At 62.5% G+C, this 14,516-nt stretch carries 19 protein-coding genes; 14 read left to right on the top strand and 5 right to left on the bottom strand.

Annotated features, from left to right (window positions below):
• Nucleotides 1-123: 123 nt before the first annotated feature.
• Nucleotides 124-1,197, top strand: a complete 1,074-nt coding sequence (gene ychF, locus AAHS21_RS05775; RefSeq protein ID WP_342926748.1) for a redox-regulated ATPase YchF — start codon at nt 124-126, stop codon at nt 1,195-1,197.
• A 228-nt stretch (nt 1,198-1,425) separates the two neighbouring features.
• Here the strand turns inward: ychF and AAHS21_RS05770 are convergent, their stop codons facing one another.
• Entirely contained in the window at nt 1,426-2,625 is a 1,200-nt protein-coding gene (locus tag AAHS21_RS05770) for a cytochrome P450 (protein ID WP_342926747.1), read from the bottom strand.
• Between the two features lie 299 nt (nt 2,626-2,924).
• Here AAHS21_RS05770 and AAHS21_RS05765 point away from each other — a divergent pair, with 299 nt between their 5' ends.
• From AAHS21_RS05765 to AAHS21_RS05745, 5 genes are all read left to right on the top strand, one after another.
• Nucleotides 2,925-3,608 carry a TetR family transcriptional regulator gene (locus AAHS21_RS05765; protein WP_342926746.1) on the top strand — a complete coding sequence of 228 codons (684 nt, stop codon included), beginning with the start codon at nt 2,925-2,927 and terminating at the stop codon, nt 3,606-3,608.
• 251 nt (nt 3,609-3,859) lie between these two features.
• Nucleotides 3,860-4,135 (top strand): type II toxin-antitoxin system Phd/YefM family antitoxin, encoded by a 276-nt coding sequence (locus AAHS21_RS05760; RefSeq protein WP_342926745.1) that lies wholly within the window; start codon nt 3,860-3,862, stop codon nt 4,133-4,135.
• Nucleotides 4,136-4,143: 8 nt separating this feature from the next.
• On the top strand, nt 4,144-4,395 hold the full coding sequence (locus AAHS21_RS05755) for a type II toxin-antitoxin system RelE/ParE family toxin (RefSeq protein ID WP_342927093.1): 252 nt from the start codon (nt 4,144-4,146) through the stop codon (nt 4,393-4,395).
• Nucleotides 4,396-4,562: 167 nt separating this feature from the next.
• Entirely contained in the window at nt 4,563-4,928 is a 366-nt protein-coding gene (locus AAHS21_RS05750; protein ID WP_342926744.1) for a nuclear transport factor 2 family protein, read from the top strand.
• A 54-nt stretch (nt 4,929-4,982) separates the two neighbouring features.
• The gene (locus AAHS21_RS05745; RefSeq protein WP_342926743.1) at nt 4,983-5,807 is read left to right on the top strand and encodes a MerR family transcriptional regulator; all 825 of its coding nucleotides are present in this window, start codon (nt 4,983-4,985) and stop codon (nt 5,805-5,807) included.
• 124 nt (nt 5,808-5,931) lie between these two features.
• Here AAHS21_RS05745 and AAHS21_RS05740 read toward each other — a convergent pair whose 3' ends face one another.
• Complete coding sequence (locus AAHS21_RS05740; protein WP_342926742.1) at nt 5,932-6,414, bottom strand: SRPBCC family protein; 483 nt, start codon at nt 6,412-6,414, stop codon at nt 5,932-5,934.
• 773 nt (nt 6,415-7,187) lie between these two features.
• On the opposite strand from AAHS21_RS05740, the gene AAHS21_RS05735 reads away from it, so the two are divergent.
• Nucleotides 7,188-7,586 carry a VOC family protein gene (locus AAHS21_RS05735; RefSeq protein WP_342926741.1) on the top strand — a complete coding sequence of 133 codons (399 nt, stop codon included), beginning with the start codon at nt 7,188-7,190 and terminating at the stop codon, nt 7,584-7,586.
• Nucleotides 7,587-7,626: 40 nt separating this feature from the next.
• On the opposite strand, the gene arr is transcribed toward AAHS21_RS05735, so the two are convergent.
• The gene (gene arr, locus AAHS21_RS05730; RefSeq protein WP_342926740.1) at nt 7,627-8,037 is read right to left on the bottom strand and encodes an NAD(+)--rifampin ADP-ribosyltransferase; all 411 of its coding nucleotides are present in this window, start codon (nt 8,035-8,037) and stop codon (nt 7,627-7,629) included.
• 273 nt (nt 8,038-8,310) lie between these two features.
• Here arr and AAHS21_RS05725 point away from each other — a divergent pair, with 273 nt between their 5' ends.
• The 5 genes from AAHS21_RS05725 (at nt 8,311) to AAHS21_RS05705 (ending at nt 11,184) form a co-directional block, all read left to right on the top strand.
• Nucleotides 8,311-8,673, top strand: coding sequence for a hypothetical protein (locus tag AAHS21_RS05725; protein WP_342926739.1), 363 nt, complete (start codon nt 8,311-8,313; stop codon nt 8,671-8,673).
• 20 nt (nt 8,674-8,693) lie between these two features.
• Nucleotides 8,694-9,254 carry a VOC family protein gene (locus tag AAHS21_RS05720; protein ID WP_342927092.1) on the top strand — a complete coding sequence of 187 codons (561 nt, stop codon included), beginning with the start codon at nt 8,694-8,696 and terminating at the stop codon, nt 9,252-9,254.
• Nucleotides 9,255-9,267: 13 nt separating this feature from the next.
• The gene (locus AAHS21_RS05715) at nt 9,268-9,783 is read left to right on the top strand and encodes a nitroreductase/quinone reductase family protein (protein ID WP_342926738.1); all 516 of its coding nucleotides are present in this window, start codon (nt 9,268-9,270) and stop codon (nt 9,781-9,783) included.
• Between the two features lie 160 nt (nt 9,784-9,943).
• A complete protein-coding gene (locus tag AAHS21_RS05710; RefSeq protein WP_342926737.1) occupies nt 9,944-10,486 on the top strand; it encodes a peptidoglycan endopeptidase in 543 nt (180 codons plus the stop codon).
• A gap of 374 nt (nt 10,487-10,860) precedes the next feature.
• Nucleotides 10,861-11,184, top strand: a complete 324-nt coding sequence (locus AAHS21_RS05705) for a putative quinol monooxygenase (RefSeq protein WP_342926736.1) — start codon at nt 10,861-10,863, stop codon at nt 11,182-11,184.
• Here AAHS21_RS05705 and AAHS21_RS05700 read toward each other — a convergent pair.
• On the bottom strand, nt 11,181-11,861 hold the full coding sequence (locus tag AAHS21_RS05700) for a guanylate cyclase (protein ID WP_342926735.1): 681 nt from the start codon (nt 11,859-11,861) through the stop codon (nt 11,181-11,183). The two genes, AAHS21_RS05705 and AAHS21_RS05700, sit on opposite strands and share 4 nt — an antisense overlap.
• Before the next feature lie 149 nt (nt 11,862-12,010).
• On the opposite strand from AAHS21_RS05700, the gene AAHS21_RS05695 reads away from it, so the two are divergent.
• Nucleotides 12,011-12,196, top strand: a complete 186-nt coding sequence (locus tag AAHS21_RS05695; RefSeq protein WP_342926734.1) for a hypothetical protein — start codon at nt 12,011-12,013, stop codon at nt 12,194-12,196.
• Here the strand turns inward: AAHS21_RS05695 and AAHS21_RS05690 are convergent.
• Nucleotides 12,163-12,981, bottom strand: coding sequence for an adenylate/guanylate cyclase domain-containing protein (locus tag AAHS21_RS05690; RefSeq protein WP_342926733.1), 819 nt, complete (start codon nt 12,979-12,981; stop codon nt 12,163-12,165). The two genes, AAHS21_RS05695 and AAHS21_RS05690, sit on opposite strands and share 34 nt — an antisense overlap.
• 124 nt (nt 12,982-13,105) lie before the next feature.
• On the opposite strand from AAHS21_RS05690, the gene AAHS21_RS05685 reads away from it, so the two are divergent.
• Nucleotides 13,106-14,515 (top strand): glucose-6-phosphate dehydrogenase, encoded by a 1,410-nt coding sequence (locus tag AAHS21_RS05685; RefSeq protein ID WP_342926732.1) that lies wholly within the window; start codon nt 13,106-13,108, stop codon nt 14,513-14,515.
• Nucleotide 14,516: the final 1 nt, after the last annotated feature.

Here is a 14,516-nt window from a genome sequence, read left to right as displayed (position 1 = left end):
TACCGGCAATGAGCCAAAACGCCCGTAAATACCTTGTTAGGGATGCCGGGCGTGCCACGGGCGTCGCGCACGAAATGAGCCGCGGCACCCGCGCGCGGCGCGGAGCCCTAAACTTGGTTCCCCGTGAGCCTGAGCCTGGGAATCGTCGGCCTGCCCAACGTGGGCAAGTCGACGCTGTTTAATGCGCTGACCCGCAACAACGTGGTCGCCGCCAACTACCCGTTCGCGACGATCGAACCGAACGAGGGCGTCGTGGCGCTGCCCGATCCGCGCCTGGACAAGCTGGCCGAGATGTTCGATTCCGAGAAGATCGTGCCGGCGCCTGTGACGTTCGTCGACATCGCGGGAATCGTGAAAGGCGCGTCCGAGGGGGCCGGGCTCGGCAACAAATTCCTGGCCAACATTCGCGAGTGCGACGCAATCTGCCAGGTGGTGCGGGTGTTCGCCGACGACGACGTCGTGCACGTCGACGGCAAGGTCGATCCGCGCTCCGACATCGAGGTGATCGAGACCGAGCTGATCCTCGCCGACATGCAGACCTTGGAGAAGGCCGTTCCGCGACTGGAGAAGGAAGCCCGCAACAACAAGGAGCGCAAGCCCGTGCACGAGGCGGCCCTCGCTGCCCAGGCCGTGCTGGACTCGGGCAAGACGCTGTTTGCGGCCGGTGTCGACGTGTCAGCGCTGCGCGAGCTCAACCTGATGACCACCAAGCCGTTTCTGTACGTGTTCAACGCCGACGAGTCGGTGCTCACCGACGAGGACCGCAAGGCCGAGCTGCGCGCGATGGTCGCACCTGCCGACGCGGTGTTCCTCGACGCGAAGATCGAGGCCGAACTCCAGGAGCTCGACGACGAGTCGGCCGCCGAGCTGCTGGAGTCCATCGGGCAGACCGAGCGCGGACTAGATGCGTTGGCGCGGGCGGGTTTTCACACTCTGAAGCTGCAGACCTATCTGACGGCGGGTCCAAAAGAGGCGCGCGCGTGGGTGATTCATCAGGGCGATACCGCGCCCAAGGCGGCCGGGGTGATCCACACCGACTTCGAGAAGGGCTTCATCAAGGCCGAAATCGTGTCATACGACGACCTGATCGAGGCCGGATCGATGGCGGCGGCCAAGGCGGCCGGCAAGGTCCGGATGGAGGGCAAGGACTACGTGATGGCCGACGGCGACGTGGTCGAATTCCGGTTCAACGTGTGAGGACAGATCGCCAATTATCGGCGCGAGCTGTCGTCTTGTGGCCGGAAATGATCTGGAAGGCTGACCAAGAAGTGGGCCGGACGAGGTCAACAAGTCAAGGGGTCGCTGATGCGACCTGTCCCCCCACGTAGACGGTGTTGGCCGGCGCGATTCGAGGGCCGCATCGCGATCACCCAATTGGCCCATCGTGTCGCGACGGGGCCCGGAATCGTTACCGATGCGTCTGAGCTAGATGAACGCGGGCATCGATTCCCAGCCTCGGACGGCCGATGCTGACGATAGATGTGCTTTGTCGGTGTCGATGTCCCACTCGGGGAAGCGCTTGAGGATTTCCTCGAGCGCGATTCGTGCCTCCAGCCTGGCGAGTGCCGCTCCTAGGCAGAAGTGAGCGCCGACGCTGAATGCCAGGTGCTGACGCGGCTGGCGATGGATGTCGAATCGGTCTCCGTCGGGCGGGAATTGGCGATGGTCGCGGCACGCTGATGCAATCAGCGGCATCACGACGCTGCCTTCGGGCACCGTGTGCCCGTACCAATCGGTATCACGGGTGACGTAGCGGGCCAGGTGCGGCACGGGAGGTTCGTAGCGCAGCAGTTCCTCGATCGTCTGTGGGATCAATCGATGATCGGCCGCGATTTCGCGCCGCTGGTCGGGATGGTCGGCGAGAACTTTTCCGGCCCAGCCGAGGAGTCGGGTGGTGGTCTCGTTGCCTGCGGAGGCGACGAGGCTGATGTAGAGCAGGATTTCGTCGCGGGTCAGGGTTCGGCGGACTCCTGTCTCGTCGTCGAATTCGACGTTGAGGAGTTCAGTTGTGATGTCGTCGGAGGGGTGTTCGGCGCGCCAGTCGAGATAGGCGGCGAACACCTCGTCGTAGTGGACGCCTTCGGAGGCCAGGGCCATGGGTTGGCCGGCCTCGGTGAGCAACGCGGCATTCGAGCGTTCCCGGACTTGTTCTTGGTCGTCTTCGGGAATGCCGACCAGCATTCCGATGACTCTCATCGGCATGTGAGCGCCGAGATCGGCGATGAAATCGAAACGTCCAGTGCCGACGAGCGGGTCGAGACATTGCGCGCAAAACGCGCGAATCTTGTCCTCGAGTTCGGCGATCTTGCGGGGGGTGAACATCCGCGCGAGCAATTTACGATGGATGTCATGAACCGGTGGGTCTTCGAAAACGATGATGCCGGGCGGTATCTCGATGTTGGCCTTGATCACTTCGAGGATCATTCCGCGGGCTGAACTGAAGGTGCCGGTGTCGACAAGCGCACGACTCACGTCCTGGAAACGACTGAGCGCATAGAAATCGTATTGCTCGTTGTAGTACAGCGGCGACTCCTCGCGTAGCCGCCGGAACACTGGGTAGGGATCGGCCAGAAGTTCCACATCGTAGGGGTCGTACCGAATGTCGTGGACCTCAGTTACGGTCATGACCCGTCCTCCCGGTGCAGTGGAACCTGCCGCGATTCCTTGACGTATCACAGCAGACTTCATGTCGTCTGACAAGACAAATCAGCGCAAACTGTTGCGTCTTCGTAGACTGTTGCGGATTCGCGTGGTGTGGTGACGGGGAACTCCTGCGCGGCAGTCGCGCACTCGTTCTTGAGATTTCGTACGAACTGACACATCTGAAGCGACAAGATATCGTTGAATTCGGCTCGAGTTCGCAATACTTCGAGCTACAGATTGTCATGTCATATCGAACTGGAGGACGATGATGGGCCTTACCCTTGCGTAGCCATGGCTGGTCGGGCCACACGCCGGCCTCCGATGAGGAAGCCGTCAACAGGATTCTGGACGCGGTCGACTCCTTGGTTGCCGCAGGCGGATCGGCCATCCGCGTCAGCGACTTGGCCCGCGTTCTGGGAGTGAGCCGCCAGACCATCTACCGTTACTTTCCTGGGGCCGAAGCGCTTGTGGTCGGCAGCCAGATGCGTTCGGCTAACGGCTTTCTCGATCGTTTAGCCGATCACCTGCGTGGGTGGACAAATCCGGCGGCTGCCGTCGTCGAGGGCGTAGCATTCGCGGCCGAGGAGTTCGCCGACGACCCGCTGATGGCGCGCGTCCTAGCGGCACGGTTACCGGGTGGTACGTCGGCCTCGTTCACCGCCGGTGCGGCATTTGGCCTCGGACGAGAAATGTTCCGACGATATGACGTCGACTGGGCCGCCCATGGCTTCGACCACGCTGCGATGGACGACCTCATCGAACTGGCTGTGCGCACACTCCAGTCGGTTCTGCTCGATCCTCCCGAAACGCCACTCAACCCAGTGGCACTCCGCAGTCTCGTGGGCAGATGGCTCGGACCGGCCGTCCTCTACCGCCAGCTGACCCGCGACATCGATGCACTAACCGCTCTCACGCATGCCAGCCAACTGACTTCCAGCGCTCGCGAATCAGTCAAATTGGCGTGATCAGAGCGCATCCAGCCACCCGGGCTGTTTGGGGCCACTGCTTGTGCTAATTTCGCGGCCAAGTCCCAGTGCTGATAGGCGCGATGGGACGACGCCAGGTCGACGCTCTCGGCGGAGTGTCCGTCTTCGAAGAACCCATCGCAGCAGGGTGTTATCCAAACGTTCGGCGCTCCGTCTGTCACGCCGACGATTGAAGCAGTACAACCCTCGACGGATATCCGGGGCCGGCGTATCACGCTAGAATTCTGTACATGACGACGTTACCGCTCGCAGAGGTCCGGGCAAACCTCTCCAAACTCGTCGATGAGGCGGTGCGCACCCACCAACGTATCGAAGTGACTCGTCAGGGGCGTCGTGCCGCGGTGATCCTGAGCGCCGAGGACTACGACTCGATCATGGAAACGCTGGCCATTCTTGGTGATTCGGACGTGATGCGCGATATCCGAGCTGCTGAGCGGGACGACGATGTATTCAGCCTGGACGAGGTGACGGAGGAGATGCGCGCCACCGGCCGGCTCCCGCGTTGAGGTATCGAATTGAATTGACCGCGACTGCGAAACGGGCGCTGACCGAGCTTCTGCCTGAGTCGGTAGCCGTCGCGTGTTGGGAGTTCATTCGAGGGCCGCTGGCCGAAAACCCCTACCGAGTGGGTAAGCCGCTTCGTGATCAGCTCGAGGGTCGGTACTCGGCTCGGCGCGGCGAGTTCCGGGTCATCTATCGGGTTTACGAGGACCGAGTGGTCGTCAGAGTCATCCACATCGCGCACCGGCGTGACGTTTATCGGTGAAGCGACGTGGTCGAATTCCGGTTCAACGTGTAGATAGAGGGTCTCACGAGGTCCTGCGTCCCCGAAGAAGGCACGGCCGTTCGATCAACGGCTTGACCCTCCCGTAACGGGAGGGCCCACCCTGGTGTTGCACGGCAATTCGACGTCACAATGCCAAGGAGGAAGCAATGACTACACAACTCACACTGGACCCCGTGATCGCGGCGCACATCGCCGCGATCAACAGCTTCGACGTGGACGCGATCATGGAGACGTTCGCCGAAGACGCACTCGTCAACGACTTCTCGCGGGAGTTCTGGGGCAGTGACCACATCCGCGCGTTCATCGCCAAGGAGTTTGTCGGCGACCGAGTCACGGTGGAACCCGTCGAGATTGTCGACAACGCCGGGATGTTGTGCGTTCGGTGCCGCTACGACGGTGACTATGACAAGACCGGTTTACCCGATCCGTTGGTCATGACCAACTACTTCCGGCTGCACGACGGCAAGATCGTCAGCCTCTTCGTCATCAAGAACACAGAACCACAGTATTGACCTGACCAAGGGGGTCGCTTCCTGCCAGGGAGCGGCCCCTGACCCGGAGCCGCCATGAGTATCACCATTTCCGTTGGGCAGTTCGCGACAATGACCCATCTCAGTGTCAAAACGCTGCACCATTACCACCACGTCGGACTACTCGAACCGGTACACGTCGATTCCGAGACCGGCTACCGCTACTACTCCCTCGATCAACTGCCGACCGCTCAACTGATCCGACGACTACGGGACTTACGGATGCCGGTCGCTGACGTCCGAGACGTTCTTGTCGCTCAGGACGCTGGTGAACGCGAATCCTTGATCGCAACCCATATCGATCGTCTCGAAGCCGAGCTGGCTCAGACAATGGCTGCGGTCACTTCGCTTCGTGCTCTGCTGAACAGCGCGGCGAGTCAGCAGCCGGTGTATCGGCGCACCGAGTCGACTATTCCGGCGATCGCCATCACCGCCGCTGTCGATCCCATCGACGTCGAAAAGTGGTGGCGCGCAGCCCTATACGACGTTCGCGAGGCCGTGCGGACTGGTCGGCTCGATCAAACCGGGCCTGCCGGCGGGATGTACGACGAGAGTCTGTTTCGACATGAATTAGGCCAGGCGACCGTCTTCGTCCCCGTCGCCGCACCACGACGACTGGGGCTCGTCGAACCCATCGTCGTGCCCGCCGCTGAGGTTGCCGTGACGGTTCATCACGGTGCAATCGCCGACATCGACCTCGCCTACGCCGAGCTTGGCAGCTACATAGCCGGCCAAGGCCTCGCGGTCGGACCGCGCATCCGGGAGTATTACCATTGCGATCACTCGCACACGGCGGACGACACCAAATGGAGAACCGAAGTCGCGTGGCCCATCACCGATGTCCTCACGCCCAGAGCATGAAATCACCCACGGAGAGCCTCGTCGCAGCGTTGTGACGTTGATCGGCAACGACATTCGGTCGAGTCCCAGTTCAGTGTGTAGCCGAGTTCCGGTTTCAAGCAATGTCTGGGACGAAGAAGAAGGCCTAGCTCGTCGGGGGGCCCGCAGTGAGTCCCTTCTGCAACGCCCACGCGTCTACGTGAGCGGGAAGCTTGGCCTGCTGCTCCGTCATCGAGCGCTTGATGGCTCTGGAGACCACGGCATCAAAGAAGCGGCCTAGAGGTCCCCCCAAACTGGGCTCGCCGATGACACGGCAGGTGTAGCGGGTGCCGCCCTCGATCTCATCCAAGGTGTCGATGGTGGTAACTGGGAACCTGGAGTCCGTAAGTCTAAATTCCATCATCCTGGGAGCCTCGACCCTCTCGAAGACCCCGGTCCAACGGTTCGTAATGCCGAACGATCGGCTCACTCCGTGCCAGACATCGCCAGGGACGTACGGCGGATCTTTACCGGCGTCGACGGAGACGATTCCGGGCAGAACATTCTGCAGATGGTCCGGGTGGATGATGTACTCCCAGACCACTTGGGCAGGATGGGCGATGACTATTGATGCCGTGACGTTGGGCATAGCTCAAGGTACGCCGACGCACGCGAAGATGGCGCTTGTAGGAGATTCCACGAACCGCGACGTGGTGGAGTCTCGGTTCCAAGCAACGTCAGGCCATCTGTCAGAACACTAGTCGCAGGATCCAATAAGACTTGGTCGAGCTCGGCTTCGACAAGCAGCGGTATGCAGGGCGGTCACCAACCGCGAACCCGACTCCGATTGGAGGCGTGCCGAATACACTTGGGCGATGATCTATCGCTGGTTGGTGCGTAAGCAAGCAGCGGCGGGGTGGCAGAGGTTGTCGGAGCAGCGGTTCGACGAGACACCCCTCGCCGACGACATGCATTTCGTCTTTCTTGGTGATCATCCCTTGGCGGCAGATATCAGAGGTGCTGACGCGGTGCGAGAGTGGTTGCGTGACCAGTTGCTCCGTCGGTTGCCCAATCTCCGCTTCGTAGTAGATGAAACGCTGGTGGAGGGTGGGCCGTGGTCGACTCGTGTGGCAACGCGCTATCACACCGAGCAAGAGGGACGTCTCGTGTACCGAGGCGTCTACTTCGGGCGGGTGGTATGGGAAAGGTGGTCGAGGAGGTCATCCTGCCCGATACAAAAGCACTCAATCAGGCCCTTGAGCACGCTGCGGCCTCCGACTTCGATTGAGTGGCGACGTCGTCGAATTCCGATTCAACGTCTAGCCGAGTTCTGGTTTGAAGACTTGTCGGGGGGTGCACCTAGCATCGGCTCCCTGAGCCCGTCCGCCGATTATTCGGTGGCGCCGCCGAGGAGAGTTCCCGATGAGACTGGTTTCGATCCGCGTCATCACCGCCGATGTCAAACGATTGGTCGCCTTCTACGAGATGGTCACCGGTGTCACCGCCGTCTGGGGTAACGAACTCTTCGCGGAGATTCCGACGCCCGTCGCAGCGCTGGCCATAGGTAGCGACAAGACCGTCCCCTTGTTTGGGCAGGGATCTGCCGAGCCGGCGGCCAACCGAACCGCAATCGTCGAGTTCATTGTGGACGACGTCGACGCCGAATACGAGCGACTTCGCGAGCAGCTCTCCGACGTGGTCACCGAGCCGACGACGATGCCGTGGGGAAACCGCGCGCTGTTGTTCCGCGACCCCGACGGAAATCTCGTTAACCTGTTCACCCCGGTGACGGACGCGGCACGCGCCAAGTTCGGGATATGACACCGACGGCAAAGGTGGCGGAGTTCCGCTTTGGAACGTCTCAGTTGATGATCTCGCCGCGCTCGTCGGCCCGGAGCGCGGCCAATCGGTCGTGCCATGCCTGAAGTGCTTCCGGAGACAGCCGCGTCCAGTCGTCGACTTCTCCGATAACCCGAAGCGGTTCGCGGGTGCGATAGGAGCGGGTCGGATTGCCGGGGAACTTTTTATCGGTGACATTCGGATCGTTCTCGAACTCACCGGTCGGTTCGACGAGATACACCCGCGGCGCGCCGTCGCCGGCCGCGAGCTCGGCCGCCAGCCCGGCACCGTCGCGCAGGGCGGTGAAATAGACGTGGTTCATGATGATTTCGGGCCGGTAGTTGGAACGAAAGCCCGCGGTGAGCAGGTCCCCGACCCTCAATTCAGCCTTGGTTCCGTGAAAAAACGGGCCCTCGTCCAGTACCCCACCCATCGCCTCAGGCTACGCGGCCGGTGGGCAGGTCAGTTTGATCGCGTGATTCACGTCGCGTGCCGAAGGACCAGGAACCCGCCGAAGGCGAGCCCGTCTGGGCCCATCGAGTCCAGAGCGGCCAGGTGTTGAAGGTACCCAGTGCAGACGTCACTGCTTCGAGAAGAGGAGGGTCAAGATGGTCGCGTCCGCCATTCGCACGCACACCGGTCGGCTAATCCCGTGCAATGGGTGCGAACACTAGCGCCGCGGCTGCGCGCCGACCATTCTTAGGAGATGGCGACGGACAAGCATGCGAGACCGTGGATTCGGCTGTTGGCGGGTGGCGCTTTGACCTTGTCCGCCTTCGGATTGGGGGGCGGTAACGCCCAGGCCGCCCCCGCTCCCATGCCAACCAACCACTGGTGCCCTGGTCAACAGTGGGATCCGGCCTGGGGCACCAACTATCACTGGGATTGGAATCAGTGCCACGACTGGCAAGGTCCAGCGCCGGCGGGCTGGGGCCCGTGGGGACCCCCGCCGCCGTGGGCGCCGCCCGCTCCGCCGCCACCAGCGTGGGCACCGCAGCCCCACCTGATGTGGAACCCGACTACCGGTGTGTGGGGCTTCTTCAACAATGGGATATGGACGCCGGTCTAGCCGACTTGCCGGGGGGCATGATGCGGTGGCGAGGTGTCAGTCACGTCGAGTTCGCGGTACTGGACTATGACGACTCGATCGCGTTCTACGACGCATTGTTCGGCTGGCTTGGCTACAGCAGCTTCTCGACGCTGAACATGCTGAACATGGAGTACCAGTCGATCTACTACATGACGCGTAATGCCAGCCCGCACAGCTACATTGGTATCCAGCCGGCCCGTACCGGCGCAAAGCTGACGCACGGCGACCAAGCGGTCGGTATCAATCACATTGCGTTGTGGGCCCGCAGCAGGAAAGAGGTCGACCGCTTTCACCGCGACTTCTTGCGCACGCGCGATCTGCACGTCACCGACGAACCCAAGGAATACCCGCAGTACTGGCCGGGCTACTACGCGGTGCTCTTCGACGATCCGATCAACGGTATTCATTGGGAGCTGGCCTGGCTGCCGAAAGTCCCTACGCCTCGCCAAATTTGGTCGTTCTATCGCGCGATTCGTTGCTTCGCCAAGAGCCGGGCGGATCTGGCGAACACCGTGCCCGCAGTGTTGTGCCAGGCGAGAAGAACGCTGCCGGGCCGATGAGTAGAGTCGCCCCATGGCGCTGCGCTATGTCGACCCGACTGTGGAGTACGGCCGCTGGTATCGGACCCTGGAACGTTTCGGCCGCTCGCGTGCCGGGGCTTTCATGGCGCGAAATCTGTTCTGGCACATCGACCCGTGGCTGTATCGCGCAACCCGTGGCCGTTACCCCGCCATCCTTGGCGGGATCTCCGCAGCGCCGTTGATCAGCACGGGCGCCAAGTCGGGTCAGCCGCGTGAGCACCAACTCGCGTACTTTCACGACGGGTCCGATGCGATCGTGGTCGCCTCGTATCTGGGGGAACCACGGAATCCGGCGTGGTATTACAACCTGAAGGCCCATCCCGAATGCCGGTTCGGCGACCAGGACTTCGTGGCGGTGGAGGTCACCGATCCCGACGACTACGAGCGCCTGTACGCGCTTGCCGCGCACGTCTGCGTCAACTACGCCGATTACCGCGTCAAGGCCGCCGCTCTCGGACGACGGATTCCGGTCTTCCGCCTCAAGCCGACATCGACCGCCAGGTGGTAGAAAGCGAAAAGGGCCGCGACCCCGAGTAAACCCGTTTCGCGAAATACGCATTCTCGTGACTTAATTGCTGTACGTGCGGTGTAGACCATTATTTAATTGACACGTGACGCGCGCCACAAATTTTGGCTCGCTAACTAGCTTGTTGCTAGTGTCCCTCCGCATGATTGTTCTTGCATCGTTGATGTCGCTGATCAATCAGGTATCCGGGACGCCTTATATTGTGGGTGGAGATTCTCCCGCTGGTACCGATTGTTCGGGGCTGGTCTCGTGGGTTGTCAATGCCGCAACCGACAGGCCGGTTTACGGAAACCGATTTAACACTGGAAATGAAGAAGCCGCGCTATTGGCACGGGGCTTTCAATATGGAACGGCGCCTAACGCGTTGGTCGTCGGCTGGAACGGTGGCCACACGGCGGTGACCCTGCCGGACGGCACGCCAGTGTCCAGCGGCGAACGTGGTGGGGTGCACATCGGTGGTGCCGGCGCTTACCAGCCGGGATTCACCCACCACATGTTCCTGCCGATGCCTGCGGACGGTGACGGCGCTCCGGTGGGGTTGCCCGGTCCGCCGCCTCCGCCGCCGGACGCGCCGCCCCCGCCGCCCGACGCGCCGCCCGTTCTGGTTGGCGTCGTTGCCCCCGATATGCCGCCTCCGCCGGCTCCGGAATTGCCTCCTCCCGGCGCTCCCGGAATTCCAAGTTGATAAAGAATTGGATTGTGCATGCGTTATCTATTTCGCAGAATGAACTGCGACGTGGAGACCGCTGATCGCATTACTTGCTTGGCATAAGCTGCCAAAAGTGAAGTAGTCGATAAAACCACATTGCTGTGGGCTACGTCACAGCTGGTGCGGCGTCGGCGCAAATGCGATGCCGCAGATCAATGCAAAGTCCGCCTAGAAGTCGATTAAGACATCTAGGCGGACTTTTGCTATTGCGGTGACCAGGAGCTACGCGGACCCGAAATGCCACTGCGGTCACGGCGCACGCCCGGCGGTCCGTATATCCTGGCGCTGCTTGGCCAGGACGGGCGAGCAGGTAAACCCATTGGGAGCTGCGAGCACAAGCGGGGACCGCAATGATCTTCATCGTCGTCAAGTTCGAAACCAAGCCCGACTGGGCCGATCGCTGGCCGGACCTGGTTGCCTCCTTCACCGCGGCCACCCGCGCCGAAGCGGGCAACCTGTGGTTTGAGTGGTCGCGCAGCCTGGAGAACCCGGCAGAGTACGTCTTGGTCGAGGCATTCCGCGACGCTGACGCCGGCGGCGTCCACGTCAACAGCGAACACTTCAAGCAGGCGATGCAAGAGCTGCCGCAGGCCCTGAAGTCCACGCCCAAGATCATCAGTCAGACGATCGACGCGACAGGCTGGTCGGAGATGGGGGAGATGTCGGTCGGCTAGCCGAGAGCCACTTCGATTTCTTCGCCCAGCGCGTATCCCGGCGCCAGTGGCAGTGTGTCGCCGCTCCAGAACGAGCCCGGGTCAAAGTAATTCGAGTACTTCTGGGTGTTGAGCAATCCCATTTCCTCATACGTGATCGCCACCGTCTCGGCGCAGTACGCCGTTTCCAGGCCCATGCGCTGACGTTCCTTACGTCGCTGCGTCGACTCCCGAACCTTTCGGTCTACGAAGGGGATTCCTCTCATCCAGTCGTAGGCGGTGGGCAGCCGGCCACGAAACCACCGGCCGGTCAGCCGCGCGGTGGTCGGAAACGCGGTGCCGTCCATCCGCGCGATCACGCGCAGTAGCTTGTCCTCTTGTTCGCGGGTGGGATGCGGCGTCAGCTGGCGCAGCCAGCATCGTTGGTGGTAGCGCTCACTCCACTGCAGGACAGCCTGGTGCAGATCGTTGAGCTGCACACCGCGGTGGTTGGTAGCCGTCCACAGATCGACGAGCTTGTCACCCAGCTCGGCATGCCAGATCAGCGGCGGCAGGTCGTCGATGGCCACGGTCATGCCGACGTGGTTGACCGGACTGTTCGTCAGGGTCTGGATGGCACGGTCGGGTCTGGAACCGCCGCGGAACAACCAGAGGTCGCCCGTTCGGGTCTCGTTCAGCGCTTGCTGCAGCGTCAGCATGTAAGTCGGCTCATCACTTGGGGCTTCGTCTGGTTCTTGGGAAATACTTCGCGCGCGAGCTTGCCGCGCCGTGGCAGCCGCGTGGCCGCTCCGGTGCCGACGGCGACCTTGTCGCGAAGGGTGTCCATGGCGGTAATAGCGTGTCAAGTATGCGCAGCATTTGGAAGTGGATCGGCTTGGCCGGTGTCGCCGGTGTCGTTGCCGGGGGTGCGCTGGTGGTGCGTGATCAACGCAAACGCCGCGCCTACACCCCCGACGAGATCCGCTCTCGGCTGCATCAGCGACTGGCCGAGTCCGACAGTCAGGGCGAGGGCTCCACGGCGAACAATCGATAACTGCCCGAAAAGCCCTTCAGCTCGACGTCGCGGCCTTCGTCGAAGCAGATGTCCGCACAGTCGCGCAGCGCGTCTCGCACCGACTGGCTCACCAGGATCTCGCCACCGGCGGCTTGCGCCGCGACCCGCGCGGCCATCGCGACATTGCGCCCGAACAGGTCGTCGCCGCGGCGCACCGAGCGGCCCATGTGAATACCGATTCGCACGCGAATCTCCTGGTGCCGCTTGCGTTTTGCGTCCCGGCGCAGCTCGTGCTGAAGGTCGATGCCACAACGCACCGCCTGCTCGGCACGGGCGAAGGCGATCATGAAGCCGTCGCCTTGGCTCTTGACCACGTGACCGCTGTGACGTTTCACCAACCCGGAGACGAGCTTGTCGTGCGAGCTGATCAGCTTGACCCAGGCGCGGTCGCCGATCCGCTCGTTGAGGGCGGTGGATTCCTCGATGTCGGAGAACAGAATCACTACCCGCCCGTCGGGAGTGACTCGGGCCAGATCGGGCCGCTCGACCTCGGCCCAGTCGGCGAGATCTTCGATATTGCTGCGTACCGCCGCGCCAAAGCCCTCCGTGCGCATCACATTGGCGGTGTTCCACATCGTCTTGACGGCCTCGCGACCACCGGATATCAGCCAATTGCGGGCGTCGGCGCGTTGCCTTAACTCCTCGGCTTCCTCCCGGCTACGAACCAGCAACCTCCACATCACACCGAGTGCGCAGGCTTCGAGCACGGCAACTCCGGCCAGGACGTAGACCGCGATATGCAGTGCATCACCCACGTCTCGCATCCTTGCAAAGCGGGCGATGGCTTCCGGTTGTCGGCCCTATCAGCAGTGTCTAGGGTTGAGTGCGATCACCCCCGGGTAGTGAATCTCAAGTGAACCGATCCGGTGACTTTTGGGAGGTTCGTTCTTGGCCGACGACGGTGGTGATTCGTCCAACCTGCTGGTGATCTTTGGAATTACCGGCGATCTGGCCCGCAAGATGACGTTTCGGGCGCTGTATCGCCTCGAGCGTCGCAACCTGCTGGACTGCCCCATCCTGGGGGTGGCGAGCGACGACATCAGCGTCGAGGAACTCGTCGAGCGAGCGCGCGGGGCGATCAACGACGCCGGGGAGAAGATCGAGGACGAAGTGTTCGATCGACTGGCGAATCGCTTGGACTACATCCACGGCGACGTCACCGAGCGCGATCTCTACCACCGGCTCGCCGAGATGATCGGCTCGGACTACCGCCCGCTGTACTACCTCGAGATGCCGCCCGCGTTGTTCGCGCCGATCGTCGAGAACCTTGCCCGGGAGGGCCTGGTCGCGCGTGCCCGCGTCGCGGTGGAAAAGCCGTTCGGCCATGACCTCGAGTCGGCGCTCGAACTCAACGAGCGGCTGCACGCGGTGCTGGAGGAAGAGCAAATCCTGCGGGTGGACCACTTCTTGGGCAAGCAGCCCGTGGTGGAACTCGAATGCCTGCGGTTCGCCAATCAGGCACTCGCCGCGCTGTGGGACCGCGACAGCGTCTCGGAGATTCAGATCACGATGGCCGAGAACTTCGGCGTCGAGGACCGGGGCAGGTTCTACGACGCGGTCGGCACGCTGCGCGACGTGGTGCAGAACCATCTGCTGCAGGTCCTCGCGATGGTGGCGATGGAGCCGCCGGTCGGCGGCAGCGCTGACGACCTCAACGACAAGAAGTCCGAGGTGTTCCGCGCGATGCCGGCGCTGGATCCCGACCGTTGCGTACGCGGTCAGTATCGCGGCTATACCGATGTCCCTGGGGTGGCGAAGGATTCGCAGACCGAGACCTTCATCGCGCTGCGGACCGAGATCGACAACTGGCGCTGGTCTGGAGTGCCGATCTTCCTGCGGGCCGGTAAGTCGTTGCCGGAGAAGGTCACCGAGGTGCGGCTGTTTCTGCGCCGCGTCCCGCAATTGGCCTTCCTCCCGCACCGCCGTGCGGCCGAGCCCAACCAGATCTTGCTGCGCATTGACCCCGCCCCCGGCATGCGCATGCAGCTGTCCGCCCAAGTTCACGACGAATGGCACGACGTCCATCTGGACTCGCTGTTCGCCACCGACCTCGGTGAAGCCGAGGGACCCTATGAACTGCTGCTGCACGCCGCGCTGATCGGGGATCGCACGCTTTTCGCGCGGGAAGACAGCATTGAACAGACGTGGCGCATCGTCCAGCCACTGCTCGAGAAACCGGGCGAAATTCACCCCTACGAGCCCGGGTCCTGGGGGCCCGAGGCCGCGCAATCGCTAGTCCGCGGTCACCGCCATTGGCAAGACCCGTGGTTCCCTCCAAAAACGCAGTCGGGACAGTAAG

The sequence above is a fragment of the Mycobacterium sp. 050272 genome (assembly GCF_039023525.1).
Classification (GTDB): Bacteria; Actinomycetota; Actinomycetes; order Mycobacteriales; family Mycobacteriaceae; genus Mycobacterium.
Note: the sequence above shows the minus strand (reverse complement) of the source record. Positions and strands in the feature narration are given on the sequence as shown.